The 25074-nt window shown below is 75.6% G+C and carries 25 protein-coding genes; 1 reads left to right on the top strand and 24 read right to left on the bottom strand.

Features of this window, described 5'->3' with window-relative positions:
* Positions 1-76: 76 nt before the first annotated feature.
* The 22 genes from R3E88_18175 to R3E88_18070 all read right to left on the bottom strand — a co-directional run bounded on the left by R3E88_18175 (position 77) and on the right by R3E88_18070 (position 22688).
* Entirely contained in the window at positions 77-1633 is a 1557-nt protein-coding gene (locus R3E88_18175) for a flagellar hook-length control protein FliK (GenBank protein MEZ4218410.1), read from the bottom strand.
* Positions 1630-2277, bottom strand: a complete 648-nt coding sequence (locus tag R3E88_18170; protein ID MEZ4218409.1) for a hypothetical protein — start codon at positions 2275-2277, stop codon at positions 1630-1632. The genes R3E88_18175 and R3E88_18170 overlap by 4 nt, the downstream gene beginning before the upstream one ends.
* Entirely contained in the window at positions 2274-2729 is a 456-nt protein-coding gene (locus tag R3E88_18165; GenBank protein MEZ4218408.1) for a hypothetical protein, read from the bottom strand. The genes R3E88_18170 and R3E88_18165 overlap by 4 nt, the downstream gene beginning before the upstream one ends.
* Entirely contained in the window at positions 2726-4051 is a 1326-nt protein-coding gene (locus R3E88_18160; protein MEZ4218407.1) for a FliI/YscN family ATPase, read from the bottom strand. The genes R3E88_18165 and R3E88_18160 overlap by 4 nt, the downstream gene beginning before the upstream one ends.
* The gene (locus R3E88_18155; protein MEZ4218406.1) at positions 4048-4713 is read right to left on the bottom strand and encodes a FliH/SctL family protein; all 666 of its coding nucleotides are present in this window, start codon (positions 4711-4713) and stop codon (positions 4048-4050) included. Before R3E88_18155 ends, R3E88_18160 begins: the two co-directional genes overlap by 4 nt.
* Positions 4700-5701: a flagellar motor switch protein FliG gene (gene fliG / locus R3E88_18150; GenBank protein ID MEZ4218405.1), complete on the bottom strand. Its 1002-nt coding sequence runs from the start codon at positions 5699-5701 to the stop codon at positions 4700-4702. The genes R3E88_18155 and fliG overlap by 14 nt, the downstream gene beginning before the upstream one ends.
* The gene (gene fliF, locus R3E88_18145; GenBank protein ID MEZ4218404.1) at positions 5701-7278 is read right to left on the bottom strand and encodes a flagellar basal-body MS-ring/collar protein FliF; all 1578 of its coding nucleotides are present in this window, start codon (positions 7276-7278) and stop codon (positions 5701-5703) included. Before fliF ends, fliG begins: the two co-directional genes overlap by 1 nt.
* An 8-nt stretch (positions 7279-7286) precedes the next feature.
* Entirely contained in the window at positions 7287-7604 is a 318-nt protein-coding gene (locus R3E88_18140) for a flagellar hook-basal body complex protein FliE (protein MEZ4218403.1), read from the bottom strand.
* Between the two features lie 5 nt (positions 7605-7609).
* Positions 7610-8035, bottom strand: coding sequence for a flagellar basal body rod protein FlgC (gene flgC, locus R3E88_18135; protein ID MEZ4218402.1), 426 nt, complete (start codon positions 8033-8035; stop codon positions 7610-7612).
* Positions 8036-8067: 32 nt separating this feature from the next.
* Positions 8068-8460, bottom strand: coding sequence for a flagellar basal body rod protein FlgB (gene flgB, locus R3E88_18130; protein MEZ4218401.1), 393 nt, complete (start codon positions 8458-8460; stop codon positions 8068-8070).
* 172 nt (positions 8461-8632) lie between these two features.
* Complete coding sequence (locus R3E88_18125) at positions 8633-9898, bottom strand: sigma 54-interacting transcriptional regulator (GenBank protein ID MEZ4218400.1); 1266 nt, start codon at positions 9896-9898, stop codon at positions 8633-8635.
* Entirely contained in the window at positions 9883-10560 is a 678-nt protein-coding gene (locus tag R3E88_18120) for a hypothetical protein (protein ID MEZ4218399.1), read from the bottom strand. Before R3E88_18120 ends, R3E88_18125 begins: the two co-directional genes overlap by 16 nt.
* Positions 10557-12632, bottom strand: coding sequence for a hypothetical protein (locus R3E88_18115; GenBank protein MEZ4218398.1), 2076 nt, complete (start codon positions 12630-12632; stop codon positions 10557-10559). Before R3E88_18115 ends, R3E88_18120 begins: the two co-directional genes overlap by 4 nt.
* Entirely contained in the window at positions 12632-13159 is a 528-nt protein-coding gene (locus R3E88_18110; GenBank protein MEZ4218397.1) for a PilZ domain-containing protein, read from the bottom strand. Before R3E88_18110 ends, R3E88_18115 begins: the two co-directional genes overlap by 1 nt.
* Entirely contained in the window at positions 13156-13800 is a 645-nt protein-coding gene (locus R3E88_18105) for a hypothetical protein (protein ID MEZ4218396.1), read from the bottom strand. The genes R3E88_18110 and R3E88_18105 overlap by 4 nt, the downstream gene beginning before the upstream one ends.
* A 216-nt stretch (positions 13801-14016) precedes the next feature.
* Positions 14017-15972: a 6-hydroxymethylpterin diphosphokinase MptE-like protein gene (locus tag R3E88_18100; GenBank protein ID MEZ4218395.1), complete on the bottom strand. Its 1956-nt coding sequence runs from the start codon at positions 15970-15972 to the stop codon at positions 14017-14019.
* On the bottom strand, positions 15962-18334 hold the full coding sequence (locus R3E88_18095) for a hypothetical protein (GenBank protein MEZ4218394.1): 2373 nt from the start codon (positions 18332-18334) through the stop codon (positions 15962-15964). Before R3E88_18095 ends, R3E88_18100 begins: the two co-directional genes overlap by 11 nt.
* Positions 18335-18338: 4 nt before the next feature.
* A complete protein-coding gene (gene pseB, locus R3E88_18090; GenBank protein ID MEZ4218393.1) occupies positions 18339-19361 on the bottom strand; it encodes a UDP-N-acetylglucosamine 4,6-dehydratase (inverting) in 1023 nt (340 codons plus the stop codon).
* Between the two features lie 232 nt (positions 19362-19593).
* Positions 19594-19980 carry a hypothetical protein gene (locus R3E88_18085; protein ID MEZ4218392.1) on the bottom strand — a complete coding sequence of 129 codons (387 nt, stop codon included), beginning with the start codon at positions 19978-19980 and terminating at the stop codon, positions 19594-19596.
* Positions 19977-20351, bottom strand: a complete 375-nt coding sequence (locus R3E88_18080) for a flagellar protein FliS (GenBank protein ID MEZ4218391.1) — start codon at positions 20349-20351, stop codon at positions 19977-19979. The genes R3E88_18085 and R3E88_18080 overlap by 4 nt, the downstream gene beginning before the upstream one ends.
* Positions 20352-20358: 7 nt before the next feature.
* The gene (gene fliD / locus R3E88_18075; GenBank protein ID MEZ4218390.1) at positions 20359-21762 is read right to left on the bottom strand and encodes a flagellar filament capping protein FliD; all 1404 of its coding nucleotides are present in this window, start codon (positions 21760-21762) and stop codon (positions 20359-20361) included.
* Positions 21763-21863: 101 nt separating this feature from the next.
* Positions 21864-22688, bottom strand: a complete 825-nt coding sequence (locus R3E88_18070; protein MEZ4218389.1) for a flagellin — start codon at positions 22686-22688, stop codon at positions 21864-21866.
* Between the two features lie 530 nt (positions 22689-23218).
* Between R3E88_18070 and R3E88_18065 the strand changes: the two genes are divergently transcribed.
* On the top strand, positions 23219-24286 hold the full coding sequence (locus tag R3E88_18065) for a GNAT family N-acetyltransferase (protein ID MEZ4218388.1): 1068 nt from the start codon (positions 23219-23221) through the stop codon (positions 24284-24286).
* Here the strand turns inward: R3E88_18065 and fliW are convergent.
* Together fliW and csrA are read right to left on the bottom strand one after the other, a co-directional pair.
* Entirely contained in the window at positions 24259-24816 is a 558-nt protein-coding gene (fliW, locus tag R3E88_18060) for a flagellar assembly protein FliW (protein ID MEZ4218387.1), read from the bottom strand. The two genes, R3E88_18065 and fliW, sit on opposite strands and share 28 nt — an antisense overlap.
* A complete protein-coding gene (gene csrA / locus R3E88_18055) occupies positions 24813-25070 on the bottom strand; it encodes a carbon storage regulator CsrA (GenBank protein MEZ4218386.1) in 258 nt (85 codons plus the stop codon). Before csrA ends, fliW begins: the two co-directional genes overlap by 4 nt.
* Positions 25071-25074 lie beyond the last annotated feature (4 nt).

Raw genomic sequence — 25074 nt, 5'->3', positions numbered from 1 at the left:
TCCTTCTCTCCTCTCCCTGCGCCTCGCAGTGCGAGCGCGCGTTCGCTTCGATCGTCTCCGCGCCGCGGTCCGCGCGTCACACGCGGACGTCGACGCCTCCCCCCTGCGGCGGCGCGCTCGCCCATGCGGACGGCGCCGCCGCGACCGCGCGGACCGCAGGCGCCGCGAAGGCGCGCGCGGCGCCGCCGTCGTTCGCGCCTGCGCTCCCGCCGTCGCGGGCGAAGCCCGTTCCGGCCCCGAAGTCGCGCACGTCGAACGAGGCCATCGCGAGCGCGCGCTCGCCGAGCGCGGTCGCGAGCGCGCCGCGCTGGTCGCCGAGCGCCGCGCGCGCGGACGCGTCGCCGGCGAGCACGCTCACCTCGACCGCGTTGCCGCGAAGCCGGACGCGGATGTCGAGCTCGCCGAGGTGCGCGGGATGCAGCCGGATGCGCGCCGCGCCGCCGCCTTCCTCCGCGAGCCAGGCGATGCGGGTCGCGACCTCGTCGAGCGAAGCGGGCGTCGCCGTGATGCGCGCGGGATCCGTCGGAGCCGACGCCGTCTCGACGCCGGCGGCAGGTGCCGCGCCGAGCGCCGCGGCCCCCGCCTCCGCGGACGGGCCGGCGTGCGCGACCGGAACGACCGGAGGCGCGGGCAGCTCGAGCGACGTCGAGGGATGTGCGCTCGACCCGCCACCCGCGGTGTCGGCATCGCCGGCATCGCCGAAGCCGGTGTCCGCGGCGGCGTCGTCGACCGACGCGGCCTCGACGAGCGACGCCGCTTCGCGCAGCGCCTCGGCGGCACCGCTCGAGGGAGCTTCGGATGCCGCGTCGACGCGCGGCGCCGCCGACGGAGCGGCACTCGCGGCCGCGGCCGCCGTGTCCGCAGCCGGCGCGGAGCCCGCCGCGAGCGTCGCGACCGCGGGCGCCGCCGCTTCGCGCGCCGCAGCGACTTCGGGTGCATCGGGTGCGTTCGGCGCGCCGGGTGCGCCGGGCGCCGTTCCGCTCGCCGTTCCGGTCGCCGCGGCGACGCGCGCCGCGACGTCGTCTTCCGAGGGCGCGCCCTCGACCGGCACCGCCTCCGTCGGCGAGGCGAGCCCGGTCGCGACCCCACCGTTCGCCGCCGCGCGCGCGGCGGCGTCGTCCGGCGGCACGTCGCCCGCAGCCGCGCTCGCCGCTTCCGCGACGGGCGCACCCGACGTCGCCGCTCCGCCTTCTGCAACGGACGCGGCTCCCGACTGCGCCCCCTCGGCGGACGGCGCGGCGGGCGTCGCAGATGCGACCGGGCCGGCCACGGCACCCGCGGCGAGAGCGCCCGCGAGCGAGAGAGTCCCGGCCTCCGCCGGGACGTCGCCCGCGCTCGTCTCGTCGTCCGCCTGCGCGCCGGCGCTCGTCGCGGCGCCTTCCTCCGTCTGCGCGGTGCCCGGCGCGGCGCCGCGCTGCGGATCACTCGGAGCCGCGCTCGCACCGTGCGCCGCGCCGCTCCCCGTCACCGCGCGCGCATCGCGCTCCGCCCCACCGGACGGCGCCTGCTGCGCGGCCGCGAAGATCTCGGCGAACGGCCCGCCCGCGCCGCGCGACTCGCTGCTCGCGCCCGTGCGCGCAGTCGCCGCAGAACCGGAGACGCCGCCGTCGGCGACGCGCGCGACCTCGATCATGGCTTGCTCCCTTCCTTCGAAGCCGGCGCAGGCGCGCCGACCGGCGGCGCGTTCGAGGGCGCCGCGTCCGCGGCCTCCTCGACGTCGTCGAGCACGAGCGGCGTCACCATCCGCTGGCTGAGATCCTTCGCGCGATCGCGCGGCAACGCGGCGAGCACCTTCGCGGCCTGCTTGCTCTTCATGCGCGTCACGACCGCGGTCGCGAGGTCGGGCTCGAGTGCGCGCACGAGGTCCGCCGCGCGCTCCGGCGGCATCGATCCGTAGGTCTTCGAGAGCGCGGCGACGCGATCGCCCATGCCCTCCTTGAGCTCGTCGATGCGGCGCTCGATGCCGACCCGCAGCCGGTCCCACTCCGCGAGGCGCGCGGCGAGCTCGGCCTCGAGCTCGGCGAGCGCGCGCTCGCGCTGCACGAGCATCGACTCGCGATCGTCGAGCTCGCGCGCGCGGCGATCGATCTCGAGCAGCAGCCGCTGCGTCTGCGGCGCGTATTCCTTCGCTTCGCCCGCGCCCGCGCCCGCGACGGCAGCCGGCTCCGCGCCCGCGACCGGCGGCCACGCGCAAAGCGCGGACACCGCGCACGCGACCGCGAGCACCGCGCGCGCGCGCATGCGCGCCGCGCTCCCCGATGCGCGCCGCGCCGTCATGCGACCTCCTGCGAACGCGCGCGGCGCGCGAAGCCCGCGGCCTCGTCGAGCGCGCTCTGCTCGGCGCGCGCGACCTCGGCGCGGTGCGCCTCGAGCGCGCGCTCGCGCAGGCGCTCGAGCCCGCGCACGCGCGCCTCCGCCGCCACGAGCTCGCCGCGCAGCTCGCGCTCGCGTGCGCGCTCGCGCGCGAGCTCGAGCGCCGCGCGTTCTCCCTCGCGCACGCCGTGATCGGCCCCCATCGCCGCGATCGCGACGTCGCGCCCGCGCAGGCCCGCGCCGAGCGCGCGCGCCAGGCCGTCGATCGCGCCCGCCGTCGCGGCGCGCTCGCGCGCGCACGCGGCCTCGAGCCCGCGGCAGCGCGCGACGCTCGCGGCGAGCGCCGCGCGCGCGCGGTCGCGCTCGATGCGGCGCACCCGCAGCACGCTGCCGAGGCGGAATCGGAACCGCTTCACGACGCGCTCCCTCCGAACACGCCGCGGAGGGCCGCGAGCGTCTGCTGCCACTCGCCGCGCTCGTCCGGCGTCTGCCGCAGGAACCGCTCGACCGCCCCGATGCGCGCGCGCGCCTCGTCGATCGCCGGGCTCGCGCCGTCGACATAGGCCCCGATCGAGATCAGATCCGCCGCCTCCGCGTAGTCGGCGAGCACGCGGCGCGCGCGCCGCGCGAGCTCGGCGTGCTCGCTCGACACGACGTCGTTCATCACGCGCGAGACGCTCGCGAGCACGTCGACGGGCGGGAACTGGCCGCGCTCGGCGAGCCGGCGCGCGAGCACGATGTGACCGTCGAGGATCGAGCGCGCCGCGTCGGCGACGGGCTCGTTCATGTCGTCGCCGTCGACGAGCACCGAGTAGATCCCCGTGATGCTGCCGCACTCGAAGTTGCCCGCGCGCTCGAGCAGCTGCGGCAGGCTGCGGAAGACGCTCGGCGTGTAGCCCCGCGTCGTCGGCGGCTCGCCCGCGGCGAGGCCGATCTCGCGCACGGCGAAGCTGAAGCGGGTGAGCGAATCCATGAGGAGCAGCACGTGCCGCCCCGTGAGCCGAAGCTGCTCGGCGAGCGCCGACGCGAGGTGGGCGGCGCGGATGCGGAGGAGCGGCGCCTCGTCGCCCGTCGCGACGACGACGATCGAGTGCGCGAGCGCGTCGCCGAGGTCGCGCTCGAGGAACTCGCGCACCTCGCGCCCGCGCTCGCCGACGAGCGCGATGACGTTGCAATCGGCGCTCGTGTAGCGCGCGATCTGCCCGAGGAGCGTCGACTTGCCGACGCCCGAGCCGGCGAAGAGACCGAGCCGCGCGCCGCGCCCGACCGACAGCAGCCCGTTGATGGAGCGCACCCCGACGTCGAGCGGCTCGCGGATGGGCGCGCGCTCGAGCGCGGGCACCACCTGCGCCGCGAGCGTGCGCAGCGGGTCGAGCGCGAGCCGCGGGCCGCCGTCGAGCGGGCGGCCGCGCGCGTCGATCACGCGCCCGAGGCACGCATCCGCGGTCGGCACGCCGTCGCCCTCCGAGGCCGCCCACACGCGCGCGCCGGGCGCGAGCCGCTCGCAGCCGGCGAGCGGCATCAGCACGCACGCGTCGTCGCGGAAGCCGATCACCTCGGCCTCGATCGGAGCTGCGCCCGCGACCTCGACCGCGCAGCGCGCACCGATGCCCGCGCGCAGACCGACGACGTCGAGCGCGGGGCCGACGCAGCTGCGCACGCGGCCGATCGCGCGGAAGGGCTCGCTGCGCCGCACGCGCGCGACGCTCGCGCGGACGAAGCCCGCGTCGGCCGTCATCGCGCGCCTCCGCCGGGCGCATCGGCGCCGCCGCGCTCGATCTCGTCGCGATCCACCGGGAGCAGGCTCGCGCGCACGATCCCGAGCAGCCGTTCGATGCGCCCGTCGAGCTCGGAGCTCGCGCCCTCGACGACGACGTCGCCGCGCGCGAGCGCGGGATCCGCCACGAGCACGTAGCCGCGCTCGCGCGCGACCGCCGCGTCGTCCGCCTCGCCGGCGCGCAGCCGCTCGCAATCGATCGGCGAGACGCGCACCTCGAGCGGGCCGTCCGCGGCGACGGTCGCCACCGCGTGCTCGACGAACGCGGCGAGCAGATCGGCCTGCTCGGCGAGCGCGTGGCGCACGACGCGCTCGGCGATCGCGAGCGCGAGCTCGACGATGCCCTCGCGGCTCTGCACCAGGTAGTCGCGCCGCAGCTCGGCGAGCGCGGCGAGCGCCGCGCGGAACGGCTCTCGATCCTCCGCGCGCGCCGCCTCCGCGCCTTCTGCGCGCGCGCGTTCGACGGCGGCGGCGAGCTCGTCGCGGCGCGCCCGCTCGAGCGCCTCGTGCCGCTCGTCGCGCGAGAGTCCGGCGCCCGCGAAGCCGTCGCGCGCGCCGAGCGCGATCGGCACGAAGTCCGTCGCATCGCGGCCCGCGAGCGCGACCGGCTCAAACGAGGACATCGTCGCTGTCCCCCAGGTTCAGCTCGATCACGCCCTCGTCCGCGAGCGAGCGCACCGTCGCGATGACGCGCTCCTGCACCGCCTCGACCTCGGAGAGCTTCATCGGACCGAGGAGCTCGAGCTCCTCGCGCAGCTGCTTGCCCGCGCGCGACGAGACGTTCGCGAAGACCTTGCGCGTCATCTCGTCCGACGCCGTCTTGAGCGCGACGACCAGGTCCTCCGACGCGACCTCGCGCAGCAGGATCTGGAAGCCGCGGTCGGGGATGTCGACCAGGTCGTTGAACGTGAGCATCTGGCCGCGGATGGACTTCGCGATCTCCGCGCTCTCGGACTCGAGCAGCGCGAGGATGCGGTCGCTCTCGGCCGACGACACGCGCTTGAGCATCAGCGCCGCGACGTTCGCGCCGCCGACGCGCGCGGCGGCCCCGAAGCGGTCGCCGAACATCTCGGCGACGCTCTCCTCGAGCGCGTCGATCACCTTCGACTCGACCTCGTCGAGGTCGGCGATGCGCAGCACGACCTCGGGCCGGCGCGCCTCGGGCAGCGCGGCGATCACCTCCGCGCCGCGCTCGGCCGGCAGCTGCGACAGGATCAGCGCGATCGTCTGTGCGTGCTCGTTCGCGAGCGTCTCGGCGATGAAGTCGGGCTCGAACGCCTGCAGCGTCCACTCGATGCCGCTTCCGTCGCGGCCGAGGTTGGCGATGATGCGGTCGCCGCGCTCGTCGCCGAGCGTGCGATGCGCGAGCTCGACGGCGCGCTCGCGCCCGCCGACGACGCTGCCACTCTGCTCGGCGAGCGTCTTCTGGAAGTCGGCGACGACGCGCCGCTGCAGCCCGGCCGACACCTCGCCCATGTGCGAGACCGCCGTCATGATGCGCTCGACCTCGTCGTCCTCGAGCTGCGACAGGAAGGCGCTCGCGGCCTCCGTCGGGAGCGACAGGATCAGGATCGCGGCCTTCTCCGGCCCCGTGAGGTTGTGCAGCTCCATCAGCTCTGCCGCAGCCAGCTGCGGAGCGTGTCGACCGACGCGCCCTCCGCGTTGGCGGTGAGGGCCGCGAGCTGGTCGCGCAGGCCGGCGCCTTCACCGCCCGCCTTGCCGCCGTCGAGCGGCTCGCCGGCCGCGAGCTTCGCGAGCACCTCCTGCACGCCCTCGGGCAGCGGCGCGTTCGCGGGCGGCACGAGCGCCGCCGCGAGCGGCCGCACGACGAGCGTCGCGAACAGGAACAGCGCGACGAGCAGCAGCACGCCCTGCAGCACCTGCCCGACGAGCGGGAAGAGCTCGGGCGAGAGGAACCCGCCCTCCTCGTCCTCGATCTGGATCGTGTGGAAGGGCGCCGACGTCAGCATGATCGTGTCGCCGCGCTGCTCGTTGAAGCCGACGGCCTGCATCGCGAGCTCGCGGAAGCGTCCGAGCTCCTCGTCGCTCCACGGCGTGAACTCGCCGCCCTCGGCGCCGGGCTTCCCGTCGACGAGGATCGCCACCGTGAGCCGTTCGATCGCCGCGGCCGACGACACCGAATGGCTCACCGTCTTGCTGATCTCGTAGTTGATCGTCTCGGTGGTCTGCTTCGACGTCGCCGAGTCGCCGCCGCCGCCGCCCCCGCCGTTGCCGCCCGGGAGGTTCGAGCCCGATCCGGGCACGCCGCCCGCGGCGAGCGCGACGCCCTCGGCCGACTCCTCCGTCGAGCGCTGCTCGCTGCGCTCGACCTGCGAGTTCGGGTCGAACTTCTCCTCGGTCGTCTCGCGTCGCGTCCAGTCGAGATCCGCGTTGACGTGGGCGACGACGCGGCCGAGCCCGACCGTGCGAGAGAGGATCTCCTCGATGCGGCGGCCGAGCGAGCGCTCGAGATCCGTCTCGTAGACGTTCCCGCCGCCCGACGCGCCGTCGGCGAACGGACCGTCGCCCGACGGGGCGAGCATGCGACCCGCGCCGTCGACGAGCGTCACGTTGAGCGGGTCGAGCCCTTCGACGCTCGAGGCGACGAGGTGCACGACGCCGCTGATCTGGCTCGGCGAGAACTCGCGACCGGCCACGAGCTGCACGACGATCGACGCGCTCGGCTGGCGGTTGCGGTCGCCCACGAAGGGCGACGGCTCGGGCAGCGCGATCTGCACGCGCGCGCGGTCGACCGGCGCGAGCGTCTCGATCGAGCGCGCGAGCTCGCCCTGCAGCGCGCGTCGGTAGTTCACGCGCTGCACGAAGTCGGTGACGCCGAAGCTGCTCTTCTCGAACAGCTCGAAGCCCGGCCCGCCGCCGTTCGGGAGCCCGCGCGCCGCGAGCCGGATGCGCGCGCGGTGGACGTCCTGCGAAGGCACGTAGATGCTCGTGCCCTCGTCGTCGAGCCGGTAGGCGATGCGCTCGGCCGACAGGGCGTCGACGACCTTCGCCGCCTCCTCCTGCGGCACGCCGCGGTAGAGGAGCCGCTCGGACCCGGACGCCGCGCCGCTCGCGATCCAGCCGAAGAAGGCGAGCGAGAGCGCGAAGGTCGCGCCGAGCGCCGTCTTCTGCGCCGTCGTCATCGCCGCGAACTGCTTCAAGAGATTGTCGAGGAAGCCTTCGTTCATGACCGTCCCTACAGCGGAAGCCGCATGATCTCCTGGTAGGCCTCGAGCGCCCGGTTGCGGAGCTGGACGACGAACCCGAGCGAGAGCTCGGAGCGGGTGATCCCGATCATCGTCTCGACGATGTCGCCCTTGCCCTGGGCGAGCTGGCGGACCTCTTCCTCGGCCGCCTTGAAATCCTGGTCGGCGCTCGAGATCGCGTCGCCGAGCGCGTCCGCGAAGCGCGCGCCGCCGCCGGCCGCCTTCGCGGCGTCGTCCGTCCCGCCGGCGCGCTTCGTGCCGAGCGCATCCGAGAGCGAGGCGAGGCCACTGCGCAGCTCGTCGATCATGGCGACTAACGACCGAGCTGCATGGCGGCGTCCGCCATCTCGCGCACCTTGCGCATCATGAGCAGGTTGGCCTCGTACGTCCGCATCGCCGACATCATGTTGGCGAGCTCCTCGACGGGGCTCACGTTGGGAAGCGACACGTAGCCGTCCTCGTTCGCATCGGGATGGCTCGGGTCGAAGCGCTGGATGGGCGCCCGGTCGTCCTCGACGATGCGCGCGACCCGCACGGCCTGGACGTGCCGGCCGAGCCGATCGGCGAACGGGCCTCCCACGGACTCGGACTCGAACACCGGGTCGCGCCGGCGGTACGGGCCGCCCTCGGCGGTGCGGGTCGAGCTCGCGTTCGCGAGGTTCGACGCGGTCGTCGAGAGCCGCGCGCGCTGGGCCGCGATGCCCGAGGCCGCCACGTCGACGATGTCGTTGATCTTCACCTGCCCCTCCCTCCTGCGGCGTCCGACGCGGCCTACGCCTCGCCCCGGATCGCCATGCGCAGCATCGCGACGATGCGGCCGTGGACGTTCGCGGCCTCGGTGAACGCGCCGGCGTTGCGCGACAGCGCGATGACCTCGCGGTCGAAGTCGACGCCGTTGCCGTCGGGCGCGTCGCTGCGGGCCTCGCGCTCGACCTTCCACTGCTGTTCGGGCCCGACGCCGGAGCCGAGATGGCGCGGGTCGGTGAGGCGCGTCGTCGACGCGCGATCGAGCGCGGCGTCGAACGCGAGGTCGGTGCGCCGGTAGCCCGGCGTGTCCGCGTTCGCGACGTTCGCCGCGAGCACGCCCTGTCGCGCCACGCGGAAGCGCATCGCCCGCTCGAGCCCGTCGAGCGTTCCCACGCGCGCGTCGGATCCGTCCGCCATGCCTGCCCTCCTTCCGCACCCGGCGGAAGCACCACCGGGCGGGAGAGCAAGCGCCGTGCCACGCGCGCCGCGTCCGCCGAGGCGACGAGGACCGTCGCGATTCCGCACACTTGCGCGCGCGCCTCGCCGCGGCTCGGGCACGCGGCGGCGCGCGTCGTTCAGCGCGAAACGTTCAGCCTGGAATGGAGGTGGGTCGAATCGGGCGCCCGACGTCGGCGAGCCCGTAGCGCTGGATCTTGTTGCGCAGCGTCTTGACGCTGATGCCCAGCACCTCGGCCGCGCGCACGCGGTTCCCGCCCTCCTGCGCGAGGGAGCGGCGGATCGCCGCCTCCTCGAGCGCGCGGAGGTCGAGCGTCGATGCCACGAACGCGGGCGGCGGCGTTGCCCCGCCCTCGACGAGCTGCGCGGCGTCGACCGGGCGGCCCGCGAACAGCAGCGCGGCGCGCTCCATCAGCGCGGCGAGCTCGACGAGGTTGCCCCGGAACGGATGGCGCGCGAGCGCCGCGACGGCCTCGGTACCGAGCTCGGGCTCGCGCACGCCGATCCGGCGCGCGGCGTCGCGGAGCAGCTCGCGCGCGACGCGCTCGAAGGAAGCCGCACGCGCGCGCAGCGGCGGCACGTCGACGACCACGATCTCGAAGCGATAGGCGATCTCGGGACGCAGCCGGCCCGCGCGCACCTCGTCGGCGAGCGGGCGGCTCGTCGTCGCGAACCAGCGCGGCCCGGCGCCGGCGGGCGTCGCGTCGAGCAGCGCGACGAGCGCCGCCTGCACCGGCGGGTCGAGCTCGCCGAGCCGATCGATCGCGAGCGCGCCGCGACCGCGCGCCGACGCGCTCGCCTCCTCGAACGCCGCGCGCAGCTGCGCGCAGCCGGCGGCCCCGCGCGCCGTGCGCGCGTCGACTTCGACGAACGGCGCCTGCGCGCCGCGGCTCGCGCGGTGGATGGCGCGCGCGACCGTGCTCGTGCCGCTTCCGTTCTCGCCGCGCACGAGCACCGTCGCATCGGTCGCCGCCGCGGCCTCGATCGCGTCGCGCAGGCGTTCCTCGACGTCGGACTCCGGAGGCGACGACGCGGACGGGCGCGCGCGCAGCGCAGCGGCGACCCCCGCCTCGAGCTCGTCGACACCGAACGGCGTCGGCAGGAGCTCGACGCGCGTGTGCGCGCGCAGCGCCGAGAGCGCGTCGATCGAGAGCTCGCCGCCGGCGGCGCGCATCGCGACGAGCGGCGGCGCACCGAGGAGCGCGTCGGCCGGACGATCGAGCAGCCGTCGCGCCGCCGACGCGTCGACCACGGCGACGTCGACGCGCTCGCCGGCGAGCTCGTCCCAGGCCGACGGCGTGCACGCCCGCGCGCGCGCCGCATAGCCGGCGCGCTCGAGCGCGCCGGCGACCTCGCGCGCGAGTGCGAACGAGTCGGCGACGACTACGACGCTCTGCACGGCGACACCTCCTCCGCGGGAAAGGCGATCCGCGCGCGCGCGGCGTCCGCATCGAGCGAGAGGTGCGCGCCGAGTGCGCCGAGCTCGTCGGCGAGCGCGCGCCAGGCCGGCGCGTCGAACGCGGACGCGGCCGCGTCGGGCGCGAGCCCGAGCGCGAGCGTCAGGCGCGGCGTCCCGTCCGCGATCTCGACGTCGGTCGACACCGGGCCGCCGTCCGGCGTCGCCGCCGCCCCGGCGCGCACGAGCTCGCACAGGCAGCGGCGGAGATCGCCGGCGTCGAGTCCACAGGACGCGGGCACGCCCGTCGGCGCGCTCCACCGGACGCCGCGGGCGCGCAGCACCGGCGCGATGCGCGCGTGCAGCGCGCGGAGCTCGGTGTCGAGGCGCGCGGTGCGGCGCGCGGGCGCGCGCCGCGCGAGCACACCGAGCGACGCGGACCACGCCGCGAGCTCGCGCGTCGCGTCGCGAAGGCGCGCGGCGATCGCCGCGACGCGCGGCGTCGCCGCCTCGCGCTCGAGCTCGCTCGCCGCGAGGTGGATGCGCGCGGCGAGCGAGCGCCCCTCGGCGACGGCGTCGCTCGCGCCCGCCCGCGCTCCGTCGTTCGGCGCGGCTTCGTGCCGCGCGGTCTCGTTCCGCCCCGTGTCGAGTCGGGCCCCGATCATCCCCCGGCCTCCGCGAAGTACTCAGCGACGCTCGGCATGCCCGCGCGCAGCCGCGCGCGCAGGTCGAAGACGTCGAGCGTGGTGCGCGCGAGCTCGGACCACGGGCGGGTCTCCGGCGCGCGCGCGATCTCGCGCAGCGCCGGTGCGCGCGTGCGATCGCGCGCCCCCGCATCGCGCCAGTAGAGCGCCTCGGCGCGCGCGCCGGCGCGCGCGCTCGTCCCGAGGACGAGGTCGTAGAGCGCCCGCGCGTCCCCGTCGCGCCCGAGGGCGCGGCGCGCGTGTGCGAGCTCGAGCGCGAGCAGCGCGGCCGATTCGTCGCGCTGCGCGGGCGTGAGCGCGAGCAGCGCGTTGGCCAGCAGGTCGCCGCGCGCGCCGAGCTCGCCTCGCGGCCGCAGCGCACGCGCGAGCTCGACGATGGCGAGCAGCGCCTCGCCCTCCGGCTCGCGGCGCTCGACGAGCGGCACGAGCGTCGCGATCGCCGCCTCGGCATCGCCTTCCGCGAGTGCACTGCGCCCGAGCAGGAGCTCCCACTCCGCGCGCTGCGGGCCGCCGGCGCGCGCCTGCGCCGCCGCCACCGTGCGCGCGCGCGCCACTTCGCCGAGGGCGAGCGACGTCCGCGCGAGCGGGAGCGCGAGCGCGGGCGCGACGTCGGCCCCGAAGCGCCGCAGCACCTCGCGGTACAGCGACTCCGCGGCCGCCGCGAGACCGAAGCGCTCGTAGCAGCGGCCGAGCGCGAGGAACGGCTCGACGCGCGTGCTCGCCTGGACGAGCAGCGAGCGCCGCCAGTCGGCGAGCTCGAGCGAGCGCGAGCACGTGTCGCCGTCGTCCGCGCGCACGAGCTCGACGAGGAGCTGCGTGACGAGGTCGCCGATCGGCCGGGCGATGTCCGCGCGCGGGTGCTCGAAGACGGCGGCCGAGAGCAGGTCGAGCGCCGCCTCCTTCTCGCCGGCGGCGATCGACGCCTGCGCGAGCACGAGCTTCGCGTAGCCCGAGAGCGGCGGGACGGCGGACGCCGCCGTGCGCGTCAGCCACTCGATCTCGCGATCGCCCCGGCGCAGGTCGGCGTGGCGCAGCGAACGCAGCGCGGCGAGCGTGCCGATCGGGCTTCCCTCGCGCGCGTGCGCGATCGCGTCGTACTTCGCGCGCGCGGTCGTGACGTGGCCCTTGGCGACCTCGAGGTCGGCCTCGAGCACGCGCAGCCAGTCGCCGACCTCGATCGGGAGGCGTGTGCTCGTGAGCGCGTCGATCCACTCGCGCAGGCCCTGCTCGTCGCCGTCGCGGAGTGCGGCCTCGACGGCGCGCGTCCCGAATGCCGCGACCGGAAGGCCGATCGCGCGCGCGCGCAGGACCGACGACTCGAGCGCCTCACGCGCCTGCGCGCGCGCGTCGCCCGCGACGTCGCCGGCGAGCTCGAGCGCGGCGATGCGCGCGCGCGCGGCGGCGGCGATCGGGTCGGCGTCGTCGTCCGCTCCGGCGAGCGCGCGGAGGAACGGGAGGGCCTCGTCGCCGCGCCCCGCGAGCGCGAGCGCCTCGCCCCGGTAGAAGGTGGCCGCGCGCCGACGCTCCGGCGTGCGCGAGAGGGCGAGCGCCTGCACGGCGCGCGCTGCGGCGTCGGCGTGACGCCGCTCGAAGAGCAGGATGCGCGCGCTCTCGAGCGTCGCGCACTCGCGCAGCTCGCGATCGACGTCGCCGCGCAGCTCGTCGAGCGCGATCGTCGACTGGCGGATCTGCGCGGGCGTGCGCGCCGCGCGCGCGGCGATGAAGCGCGCGAGCACGTCGCGCCCGCCGCTGTGGTCGTAGAGCGCGACCCAGTGACGGGCCACGTCGGGGTCGACCGGTGCGGCGACGAGCCGCTCCGCGCGCCGCGCGACGCGCCGCGCGAGCACGGCGGGAAGGCAGAGCGGCGCGGGATCGATCGGCTCGTCGTAGATCGCGTGCGGCAGCAGCAGGCGCGCGGGGAACGAGACCATCTCGTCTGCCAGCGCCGCGCGCGACGGCGCGGCGAGCGGCGGGAGCACGACCAGCAGGGCCGCCGCGATCGCCGCGCGCGCGCCCGCGCGAAGGAGGCGCATCACGCCTCTCCTCCGGCCGCGCGTCGCTCTTCGATCTGTCGCCGGTTCAGGAAGCGCACGATCCGGTCGCGCTCGCGCTCCTCGATCGCCTCGAACGCGAGCGCCAGCAGGAACTCGCGACTCCCCGCGACCGGCGTGCACGACACGACGCGCGCGGTCACGCGCATCGAGTGCGGCGGCTTCTCGGGAAGCAGCATCTCGCACACGACGCGGCGGCCGACGTCGACGCGCTCGCCGACGCGGAACGAGCACCCCGAGCCCGACAGCTCGGCGCGCCGCATCGCGTGCGGCATCAGCGGCTCGGCGAAGCGGTCGGGCGCGACGAGCGCGAGCAAGAGGTCGAGCTTGCGCTCGAGCCGCGCGATCGTGTCGGTGAGCTCCGGATCGAGCGTCGACTTGGGGGCCGACGCGCGCGCCTCGGTCTGCGCCTCGAGCGCGGCGATCTCCGCCTCGGTCGCGAGGCGATGGCGGATCGGGAGCTCGACCGACATGCGGAAGAGCGTTCGCTTCTCGGCACCGTCCGTCATCGGGAACCTCCTTCGGGCCGCGGCCCGGCCGCGAGCGCATCGGCCAGCGCGTCGGCGCGCGCGGCCCAGGCGCGCACGAGCGGCGCGACCTCGTACTCGAGCACGTCCGCGATGCCGAGCTCGTCGTCCGCTTCCTGCGCGGCGAGCAGGGACTGGAGGTGCGGGAGCAGCTCGTCCTCGCACCCGCGGAGCGCGTCGCCCGGATCGCGCGCTCCCGATCCCGCGTGCTCGACCGCGAGCGCCTGGCCCGCCGCGGCGAGCGTCCCCCCGAGCACCCCGAGCGCATCGAGGAGGTGGGCGTAGGTCTGCATCGCCTCGGCGCGGCGCCCGTCGCGCAGGCCGGCGGCCACGGCGAGCGCCGCGCTCGCGACCGGGTCGCAGTACGCGCGCGCGTGCACGAGGCTCGCGCGCGCGGCCTCGCCGAGCGTTCGCGTCTCGATCTCGATGCGGCGCACGCCGCCGCTCGCGCGGTCGCGCGACGCCTCCCACTCCGACTCGTCGAGCTCGCTCCCGTCGACGCACACGCGCTGCAGCACGCGCGGCGTCGCATCGCTCGCGCAGCAGAGCTCGTAGAGCTCGCCCAGCGTCGCCGTCGCGCCCGGCGCGACCTCGACCCGCGATCCGTTGTGCTCGACTTCCACGGCTCCTCCCGGCGCGCGATGGCGCGCGCTCGCGTCCGCGCGCGCGGCGCACGGCGCGAGCCCGACCGGGAGCAAGCGGCATGCCAGACGCAGGAGGCCGGCAGGAAGGCGCGAGGCGGGAAGATCCGGGACGTGTCGCGTTTCGATCTGCACGCGCCGCGTGCGAGCTGCAACGCCGACCGGGGCCTCGCGGGCCGAGAACGCCCGCGCGGCTCGCTAGGCGTCGCGTGCGCGCGCCGCGCGGCGCTCGACATCCACGCCGTGCGCGCCCGCAGTGCGGCGCTCCGCGGCGGGCGCGCTCCCGGTCTGCGTTGCCCGCGCGAGCCCCGCCTCGACCTCGTCGAGCGTCGCGCGCGCAGACGCGATCGCGTGCTCGAGCGCCGCGAACAGCCCGCCCGAGAGCGCGAGCGCCTCGGCGAGTGCGAGCTCGCGCTCCTCGGTGCGGTGGAGCGCGAGACGGACGTCGTGCAGGTGCGGACGCACGAGGTCGTCGAGCCAGTCGAGCGCGCCGAGCCCGCGCCGCGCCGCGCGCTCGAGCCGGGCGATGCGTTCGAGCTCGGGCGCGTCCTGCGCGCGCGGGCGATCCGCGTGCGGGAGGACGCGCTCGACGGCGCGCCGGCCGCGCTCGGCCGTGCGTGCGAGCGTGCGCAATCGCGCACGCGCGCGTCCGATCCCGCGCGCGAGCCGCGCGCGCGCATCCGCGGGCGGTGGCTGCGCGCACGCGTCGACGACCGCGCGCGCGTCGAAGCGCTCGCGCGCGTGGCGCGCGAGCTCGTCGGCGAACCGGGCGTGCTCGACGCCGGGGAGGTGGGCGCCTCCTTCCGTGCAGTTCACGAGCCGCGTCCCGGCCCCCGCGAGCGCCGCGGCCGCCGTCGTGTACTCCTCGATGAACGTCGCGTAAGAGGCCGTCGTCAGGACCTTTTCTCCGTCCCACCCGTCGACCCAGCGCGCCTCCTCGAAGACGTCGTCGTCGGACGGGATGCCGAACAGCTCCGCCTTCGCGCGAACGTTCGAGAGCCTCACGCGCCCCTGCCCGTCCGCGCGCGCGCCGACGCCCTCGTAGAGCGAGTGCGCGGCGTAGGTGCGACCGCCCGTGAACGCGAGATCCTGGCCGATCACGAGCACGGGCCGCGCGCCGAGCGCGCCCGCGAGCGCGACCGCCGAGAGCGAGACCGACGCGCCCGACTCGACCGGCCGCCAGTGCGCGACCTGGTCGCGCACCCAGCCGGCGAAGCGGTGGGGCGCCGCGTAGGCGACGAAGCGCCGACGCACCGGCACCTCGTAGAGCCCGGGATGCGCATTCGGTGACACGACGAGATCGACGTCGTCGGTGGAGCCCGCGCCGGTGAGCTGGTGCACCACGTCCTGCGCCTCGAGCACGTGGACGAGGTCGGGCTCGATGCCCGCGGCGCGCAGGACACGCAGCGTCTGCCCGATCGCGATCACGAGCACGCGGTCGCGGTACTCCGCGAGGAGAGCGAGCTGCTTGTCGAGCGACGGCCCGGCGGCGACCACGACGGCGGGCCGCCCCGCGAACGCGCCCGCGAGCTCGGCGAAGTCGTGGCTCTCGAGCATGCGCGCGGTGTTGCGCGCGGTCTGCGCGAGCCACTCGGCGCTCTTCCACACGCGCGTGCGCTCGACGACGTCCCTCGCGCTCTTGATCTCCGCGATGCGGCGGAGCACGGCGCCCGCCTCCTCCGGGTCGTGCTTCTCGAGCACCGGATGCGCGAACACGCGCACCGACATGCCCGGCGCATACCGGGCTGCGAAGGCGCGCGCGAGCCCCGCCGCGTCGAGCGCGAGGTCGACGCGCTCGTCGTCGAGCCAGGCGAGCGCGCCGCCGTGCTCGAGCAGCGCGCGCAGGCGCGCCGCGCTCGGCTCGAGCACGAGCACGCAGCCGGCGCCGCGCGCGAGCAGCGCGTCGACGTGGTGCGCGGCGCCGAGCCCGAGCACGACCGCGACGTCCGCACCCTCGCCGAGCGCGTCGACCCAGCGGCGAGCCTCGTCGAGCGGGGCGTAGGCCGACGCCCAGCGGCGCCCCGCTTCCGCGAGCGTCGCGCCCCCGTCGCGCGCCACGCCGACCTCGACGCCGCTCGCGTCGCTCGCCAGCACGCGCGCAGCGAGCGCGGGGTGCGCGCGGCGCAGGCGTTCGAGCGCGTCGTCAGAGCCCACCGAGGATCTCCACGCCGCCCCGGTGGCGCACGACGAGACCGCGGTCGATCGCGCGCGCCGTGCGCCGCACGACGTCGACGCCGCCCGCGTGACCGAGCAGCGCGAACGGGAAGCGGAACGCGCCGCGGCGGTAGCCCTGGCCCGGGCACGTCGTGTCGTCGGTCTCGGCCGCGCTGTGCGAGATGCGCGCGAAGAAGCTCTCGTCGACGTCGCAGACGTCGAGCATCGGCGCGACGGCGACGGCGGCGCGATCCCCGACGACGGCGACGCCGCGGACGGCGTCGCCGAGCGACACCCAGCCCTCCGTCGCACCGAGGCACGAGGTCGCCGAGACCGTCGACGAGACGGCGCGGCCCTGCTCGATGCGCGCGCCCCGCGCGATCGCGTGCTCCTCGACGACGTCGCCGCCGTTCACGGCGCGCAGACGAAGCGTGCGACGGTCGAACGCCGCGGGAAGGAGCGTCGCGATCCCGAGGCGCAGGGATCGCACGTCGACGTCGCGCAGCTCGAGCTCGTGGACGACGTCGAGTCGCGCGCGGTAGCGGTACGCGCGGTAGCGCGTGCGCCAGAGGCCGACCGGTGTGCGCACCGAGAACGCGCACTCGCCGCGCAGCACGCCGTCGCTCGCGACGTCGGTGCGCTCGGCGGCGGCGAGCGTCGTGCACTTGCCGCCCGCGCCCGCCTCGAGCACGACGTGCCCCGAGTAGAAGTCCGGCGTGAACGCGATCGCGTCGAAGCTCCCGTGCGGGAGCGTGCCGACGAGCGGCGACGCGCCGAGCGCGGGGAAGGCGAGCGAGGCGAGCGCGCCGCCGCGGTGCGGGAGGAAGCGCGCACGCACGCTCGCCGTGTCGAGCGCCGCGGCGTCGGGCGCCGGCGGCGGTGCGGCCTCGCCGCGCGCGCACGGCGCGAGACCGATCGCGACGCTCTCGCCCGCATCGAGCCGCGGCGCGAGCACGAGCCGCACGCGGCGGAGACTCCCGTCGCGGTGGCGATCGAGGACGTCGACCTGCGCATCTCCCTCGCCGAGGCACGCCGGAGGCTGCGCGAGCACGCGCGCGCCGAACGCGACGCCCGCCCGGAAGCGCACCTCGAGCTCGACGATCTCGCGCTCCCACGCGTCGCGCCACGGGTTGTGCAGCCGCGCGACCTCGCCGCGCGCGAGGGCGGGCACCGCGCCCTCGAGGCGCGCGCGCAACGTCGCGCCGAGCGCGGCCGCGCTCTCGCGCATCCCCGCGCGCTTCTCCTCGGTCGTGCGCGTGCGCAGATCGCTGCGCCACGCGTCGACGAGCGCCGCGTCGAGCGAGCCGCGCGCGACGCGCCCGCATGCCTCGGCGGCCCGCAGGTCGCGGCGCAGCCGGTGGCAGCGCGTGTTCGTCGCGAGGGCATCCGGACCCGAGACGAGCCAGCGCGTCGGGTTGTAGCGGGGCTGCTTCTTGCACGGCACGGGATCCTGCGCGCTCGCGAGCTCGACGACCGGGCCCGGGTCGTCGTCCGCGACGTCGCGCGGGAGCACGAGGCGGATGCGCGGATCGCGCGCGAGCGCGCCGAGCATCCGCACGACGCGCTCGATCTCGACGCCGTCCTCGGCGCCGCGCGGCGCCGCGCCCCCGGGCCGGTAGTCGAAGATCTCGAGATCGCCGCCGTACGCGCACAGGCGACCGCCCGGTGCGCGCGCGACCTCCCGCATCACGGCCTCGAGGTAGTCGCGCTCGGGGACGTCGCCGTGCGCGGCGCGCTGCAGGCGCTGGAACAGCACGCAGTCGTTCCAGAGCAGCGCGAGCGTCGCGTCGTCGCCCGTCGCGATGCGCGCCGGGCGCGCGCGAAGCGCGCGGAGCTCGGGGCGCTGCGAGGCCGGGTTGTTCCACTCGACGACGAGCGCCCGCGCCCCCACCTCGCGGTAGAGCGCGGCGAGGCCGGGCGAGAAGGTCTGCTCGTTCGCGAACCAGGTCGTCGGCACGGCACCCGCGAGCTCGCGGTACGCGCGCGATCCGAGCGCGAGGTTCGCGCGGTTCACGTCGACCGGCGCGAGCGGCCCCACGACCTGCGCGCGTCCCGAGCCGACGAGCTCGAGCAGGCCGCGCTCGGCGAGCGCGGCGAGCCGCTTGTGCAGGTCGGGCTCCTCGCGCGCGATGCGCGCGAGCGTGCGCGCCGGCATCTCGAGACCGATCGGGAGGCCCTCGCGCTCGACCGCGTCGAGCAGCCGCGCGTAGCAGCGCTCGAGTACGACCGGCACGTCGGCGTCCGGGATCGCCGAGAAGTCGAGGTTCGCGTGGAAGACGCAGAAGAGACGGAACGGCGCGGGCGCGACCGCGCCCGACGCGCCGCCGTCCTCCGCGCACGCATCCGAGCCGGGCGACGGCACGGGGCTAGGACGTCGCGATCGGCGCCGTCGACGCGCCGGACCCCGTCGCGGCGACGCGTGCGTGATCGCTGCCGCGCCAGCGGTCGACGAGCGCGCGGATGTGGTCGACGCCGATCCACTGGTCGTTCGTGTGGCTCGCGTACGTGAAGCCCTCGGCGACGGCGCGGCCGGCGTTGCGATGCTTGCCGCCGATCACGTAGTGGTGCCGGTGCTCGCGCACGAGCGGCGACTCCTCGGCGCTCAGCAGGAGCTCGTGCAGCTTCTCCCCCGGCCGGCGCCCCACGCACTTGAGCACCGCGTCGGGGGCGATCGCGCGCGCGAGGTCGACGATGCGCATGCTCGGGATCTTGGGCACGAAGATCTCGCCCCCCTGCATGTTCTCGATCGCGTCGAGCACGAACTCCACGGCCTGCTCGAGCGAGATCCAGAAGCGCGTCATCTTGGGATCGGTGATCGTGACGACGCCCGACTTCGCCTGCTCGACGAACAGCGGGATCACGCTGCCGCGCGTGCCGACGACGTTGCCGTAGCGGACGCACGCGAAGCGCGACGGGCGGTTTCCGGCATAGACGCCGCCCTGCGCGAAGAGCTTCTCGGCGCACAGCTTCGTCGCGCCGTAGATGTTGATGGGGTTCACGGCCTTGTCGGTCGAGAGCGCCACCGTGCGCGCGACACCGGCGGTGATCGCGGCGTCGATCACGTTCTGCGCGCCGTCGACGTTGGTGCGCACCGCCTCGGCCGGGTTGTACTCGCAGCTCGGCACCTGCTTGAGCGCCGCCGCGTGCACGACGACGTCGACGCCGTCCATCGCGCGCGCGAGCCGCTCGCGATCGCGGACGTCGCCGAGCAGGAAGCGCAGCCGCGCGTCGTGCTGGAACTGCGCCGCCATCTCGCCCTGCTTCCACTCGTCGCGGCTGTAGATGCGCACGACGTCGGCGAGGCCGCGCTCGAGCACGCTCGCGACGAACGCGCGCCCGAACGAGCCCGTGCCGCCGGTGATGAGGACGTGACCCAGCCGAGAAGACATGCCCGCTCCCTCCTGCGAGGGCCCTCGGCCGGACGCGCGACGCGCCGGCGGCCGGAGCCGTCGGGAGAGCGGTTAGCAACATCGGTGCCAGAGGCGGAGCGGCACTCGCACCCGAACGAGCGGCGTCGCGACCTCGCCGCCGTGCGTTCCGCACGCACCGGCTTTCGATCTGGAATGCCTCGACGCCGCAGGAGGAACGATCCGTCCCTCGCGCGCCGAGGTCGGCCCGTCGTCAGGCCCGCCCGTCGACGAACCGGGGAGGATCGGGACGTACGGCGTCGAGCTCGCGAAGGCGGCGCCGCGCGGCACGCGCGGTGCGGACCTCGAGCGCCGCGGCATCGCGCGCGCGCGAAGCGAGCTCGCACACGTCGCGGTCGGACTCGCGGAGGCGCTCGCGCCACGCGGCGCGCGACGTCTCGGTCGCGAGCGGGGCGCGCGCCCGGAGCTCGACGAGAGCCCGCTCGCGGTCGTCGAGGAGAGCCCCGAGGCGGGCCTCCATGTCTTCCCCGAGATCGAGCGCCTCGCAGGCCGCCAGCGCCGCCGCGAGGGCCGTCGTCGTGCGCTCGACGGCCTCGGCGGCGATCGCGAACGCGGCGTCGGCTCCGCGCTCGGCCGTCACGGCGCGACGCTCGGCGCCGTCGGCGCGGGACGCTGCGCGAGCTCCGCCCACGCCTGTTCGAGCGGCTCGATCGCGCGGAGTGCCGCGTCGAAGGCGCCCGCGCGGCCGCGCGTGCCGTCGACGATCGAGCTGCACGCGAAGGCGTAGAGAGCGTCGAGGTTGCGGGCGATCTCGCCGCCCTGCTCCATCGAGAGCGCATCGCGCAGCTCGCCCAGGATGTCGAGCGCGCGCGAGGACGCGCGCCCGCGGAGCCGCGCGTCCCCCGCCGCATCGCGCGCCGCGCGGACATGGCGCGTCGCGGCCGCGAGCAGCTTGGCGACGAGTGCGACCGGGCTCGCGGTCTCGATGTCGATCGACGCGTACGGATGCATTTCCTTCCTAGACCCCGTTCAGGAAGCTCGACTGCGACTGCAGCCGCGCGACCGAGCTCTCGAGCGTCGAGAACTGGCGGATCAGCGTCTCCTCGCGCAGCGCGAGCCGCGCGGTCAGACGCTCGATGTTGAGATCGAGCACTTCGAGTCGATCGTCGAAGGACTCCGCGCGCTTCGCGAACATCCCGTCGCCGATGCGGACGATCGGCTCGAGGACGCGCGCGAGCTGCGTCGCGATGCCGTCGCGCGTGCCGTCGCCCGCCAGGAGCTGCCGGACCGCGAGCGGGTTCTCGTCGAGCTTCGCCTCGAGCACGCTGCGATCGATCGAGAGCTTGCCGTCCTCGCCGGAGCGCACGCCGATCGTCGCGAGCGTCTCGAAGATCTTGGGATCGACGTTGGTGTCGCGGTAGATGAGGTTCTCGAAGACGACCCGCTCCGTCGTCCGGAGCACGTTCGAGCCGTTGAGCGGGCCGCCGCGCTTCGACGTCTCGTTCGTCGTGCTCTGCCCGATCGAGAAGTCGCGCAGTGCGTTCACGGCGTCGACCAGCTCCTGGAGCTTGTCGGCGATCGCATCGTCGTCGCGCGCGACGGCGATCGTGGTGGTCGGGTCGCTCGGGCCGTGGACCCGACGGAGGTCGAGCGACACGCCCTGGATCGCGTCGCTGAACTGGTTCGTCGAGCGCGTCACGGGGACGCCCAGCACTTCGAGCGAGGCGTCGGTCGCGTTCGTCGAGAGGGTCGCGTCCAGGAACGGGTTGGCCCCCGCCGTGAGCGAGGTCGTGATCGCGATGTCGTTCGCCGCGCCGGTCCGCGTCCCGGCGACGATGAGTCGGTAGCTCGCGCCGTCGAAGAGGAGGCTCGCCTGGACGCTGCCGTCGTTCTCGGGGCTCGTGTTGATCGCACTCACGAGGTCCGCGAGAGCGAGGCCTCCCGCTCCGATCGCGACGTCGATCGGGGCGTCGCCTCCGAAGTCGATCGAGAACGTGTCGCCCGCGGTGCCGAACGGCGTCGTCGTGTCCGCGAAGGCGTTCGAGATCTCGCGGCCCACGCTCGCCAGCGTGTTCACGCGCACCGTGTACTCGCCGGGCGCGGCATCGCCCGACACGCTCGCCGACACGAAGTCCTCCGCGCTCGAGGAGGCCGCGTACGAGAGGAACTCCTCGGCGGTCGCCGGGCCCGTCAGCGTGGTGTTCTGGTTGTCGAGCGCGAGCGCCGCGTTCCGGATGTCGAGGACGATCTTGTTGAGATCCTGCACCAGGCCGCGCTCGGTCTGGATGGCGGATCGCTGCGATTCGAGGCGGTTGAGCGGGATGCGCTCGACGGCGAGCAGGCCTTCGAGGAGCGCGCTCGTGTCGATGCCCGTCGCGAGCCCGCCGATCGTGAAGCGCGACGAGATGCCCGACGTGCTCACGGCTCCCCCTCTGCCCCGCTACGCCTCGCCGGCCTTCCCGGCGCGGGAGGTGGCCGGGCGGCCGCGGATCGACCGCGACCGCCCGGCCTTCGGACTCCGGACTAGCGCAGGAGGTTGAGCGCGCTCTGCGAGGACACGTTGGCCTGCGCCAGCACGGCGATGCCCGCCTGCTGGAGGACCTGGTTCCTCGTGAGCTCCGCCGTCTCCGACGCCACGTCGACGTCGCGGATCCGCGACTCGGCCGCCGACGTGTTCTCGATCGACACCGCGATCGACCGGATGGTCGACTCGAGGCGGTTCTGGGCCGTACCGAACTGGGCGCGCAGCGAGGCGAGCGAGTCGATCGCCGTGCTGATCGCCGAGATCGCCGCGTTCGCGGCCGCGGACGTCGTGATGCCCTGGGTCTGGATCGAGAGACCCGTCGCCGTCGCGTTCACGCCCGTCACCGTGATGCGGTCGTTGCTCGTGTTGTTGATGCCGACCTGGAACGTCACGGTCACCGACGCCGAGTTCAGCACGGCCGTGCCGTTGAACTCCGTCACGTTCGCGATGCGCGAGAGCTCGTCGCGGAGCGCCGTGAACTCGTTGTTCAGCGTCGTCCGCTCGGACGAGCCGAGCGTGCCGTTCGACGACTGGATCGCCAGCTCGCGCAGGCGGATCAGGATCGACGACGACTCGTTCAGTGCGCCTTCGGCGATCTGCAGGAGCGAGATCGCGTCGTTCGCGTTGCGCTGGGCCTGGACGAAGCTGCGGATCTCGGCGCGGAAGCCTTCCGAGATGGCGAGACCCGCCGCGTCGTCACTCGCGCGCGTGATGCGAAGGCCCGACGACAGGCGCTCGAGCGAGCGCTGCAGCCGGTCCGTCGTGTTCACGAGGTTGCGCTGGGCATTGACCGACGCAACGTTGGTATTGACTCGAAGACCCATGGAAGGGTTGCCTCCTTGTGGCTCGAACCGCCCCGATCCTTGGGGGGGTCGTGTCGATGCAGCCCTCCGGCCTCCGTACGGTGGCGGCGGACCTATCGACTCCTACGGGAACGAACTCAACGCCGGATCACTGCGATCCGCCGCGGGGCCGGGAGGTGCAACGCGAGTGCCACGGCCGGGCGGCGCGACCTCGACGCGGCTCGTCCACCGATCGCCGGGCGGCGCGGGAGCGCTCGCGGAGCGGGCCTGTGAACGCCGACCTGCCCGCGCACCGCACGCGAGCTGCGCACGCACGCGCACGCAGCCGCCTAGCAACGATCCGGCGATCGCCGGACGTGCGGATCGAAACGCGCCGTGCAGGTCGAAACGCGCGCGCGGCGCCGGCGCGCACAGCCGGACGCGAGCCGGCATGCCCCTTGCTCTCCACGGCGGCGATGAACTCCGTCTCGAGAGCCCCGCACGCGCCCGACCCGGCCTCGGCCCGCACGGGCGCGTCGGTCGGACCCGCGGCCCCGGGGTCGCGCGATCGCGTGATCGCCTGGCTCGGCGACGGCCTGCGCCCCGGTCGGCCAGGGGCGCTCGAACGCGAGTCGCCGCTCGCGTTCGACCCGCGCGCGCCCGAGCGGCACCGCGTCGCGTGGATCGGCGAGCAGCCCGCCGCGCACGCGCTCGCGATGCCCGTGCGCGCCGTCGCGGGCCATGCGCGCCTTCCGCTCGGCCTGATCGGGAGCGTGTACGCCGACCCCGCGCACCGCGGACGCGGTCTCGCGCGCGCGTGCATCGAGGATGCGGTCTCGTTCCTGCGCGGCGACGGCGCCTGCGCCGTGCTCCTCTGGAGCGACCTCGACGACTTCTACGCGCCGCTCGGGTTCTCGCCGGTCGGGCGCGACTGGCTCGACGTGTGCGACGCCGCGGCCATCGCGCGCGCGGTGCGCGCGCCACGGGCCGCGCGCGTCGGAGCCCCGTCCTCCGTCCACCTCCCCGCGCTCGAGGCGCTCGCTCGCCGGCGCGCAGCGCGCATCGAACGCCCGTCGTTCGCGCTCGCGCGCATGGCCGCCGCGGACGGCTGCGAGCTGGTCGCGGCCTTCGCACCCGACGGCGCGCCCACCGCCTTCGCCGCCTGCGGCCGGGGCGACGACTTCCACGACGTCGTGCACGACTGGGCCGGCGCTCCGGACGGCGTGCTCGCCTGCCTCGATGCCCTCGCGCGCACCCGCGCCGCGATCGGCCTGCTCTCGCCGCCGGGCGAGCAGCCGGCATCCGCGCCCGACGGGGTCGTCGCACGCCTGCGCGGAGCCGGCACGACGACCGTGCCTCGCGCGCTCGCGCTGGCGCGGCTGATCGATGCGGAGCGGCTCTGGGAGGCGGCCGCGCACGCGCATCCCGCGCTTCGCGCGCTGCGCGTCGACACGCGGGATGCGCACGTGCGCCTCCACTCGCGCGCCGGCACCACCTCGCTCGACGCGCCGGCCTTCCTCCGGCTCGTGCTCGGAGGCCTCGCCCCCGCGCCGCCGATCGCGGCGACCGATGCCGAGCGTGCGGCCCTCGCCGCCGCGCTCCCGCTGCCGCTCTACGTCTGGGGATTCGACTCGATCTGACGCGCGCGGCGAGGCGCGCTCGCGCTGCGTGCGCCCGTCTGCGCTTCCGGCTGCGCTTCCGGCTGCCCTTCCGGCTGCGCATCGGCGCTCGCGGACGCGCGAGCCGGCGCGGGCCCGACGCGCGCGCGCAGCGGGAACGCGCCGTCCTCGAGGATCCACTGCACCCCGCGTCCGCGCGCGCGGTGGATCAGGACTGGGGCCGCGAGGTTGAGCGCGAGCCCGCTCGCATCCACGATCGCCACGGCCACGATCTCGACGTCGTCGAGCGACGTCGCGCCCACCGCCGTCAGCGCCTCGGCGCCGAAGGCGGGAGCGTAGTCGGGAACGAAGTCCCAGGGCGACGCGATGGCGAGCGCGAGCGACGGCACGTCGAGACAGACGAGCCAGGCGATGCGCTCGCCGCGCGCGTGCGCGCGCACGACGAAGCGGTGCGCGGCGGGAAACCCCGGGATCCCCGGGAAGTGCAACACCTCGGCGTCGTCGTACTCGATCGCGCCCACGCGCTCGTGCTCGACCCGCTGCTTGCTCACGTCCACTCCTCCCCGGGGTTCGCCTCGGTACCACCCGACGTCCGCACTTCGCCCGCGTCGTGCGCGGGCGCGTATCCCGCCGCTTCGAGGTTCGCCGCCGCGATGCGCTCGAAGATCTCCTCGCGGTGCACGGGCACGTGCCGCGGAGCATCGATCGCGAGCTTCACGGCTCCGCCCGAGGTCGACATCACCTTGATGCGGACGTCCGCGCCGATCACGAGGGTCTCTCCGGGCCTGCGCGTCAGGACGAGCACGGCG

The organism is Myxococcota bacterium, from assembly GCA_041389495.1.
In the GTDB taxonomy this organism is placed as follows: Bacteria; Myxococcota_A; UBA9160; order UBA9160; family UBA4427; genus JAWKRT01.
The sequence above is the reverse complement of the archived record's forward strand: the minus strand, read 5'-3'. Positions and strand labels throughout refer to the sequence as shown.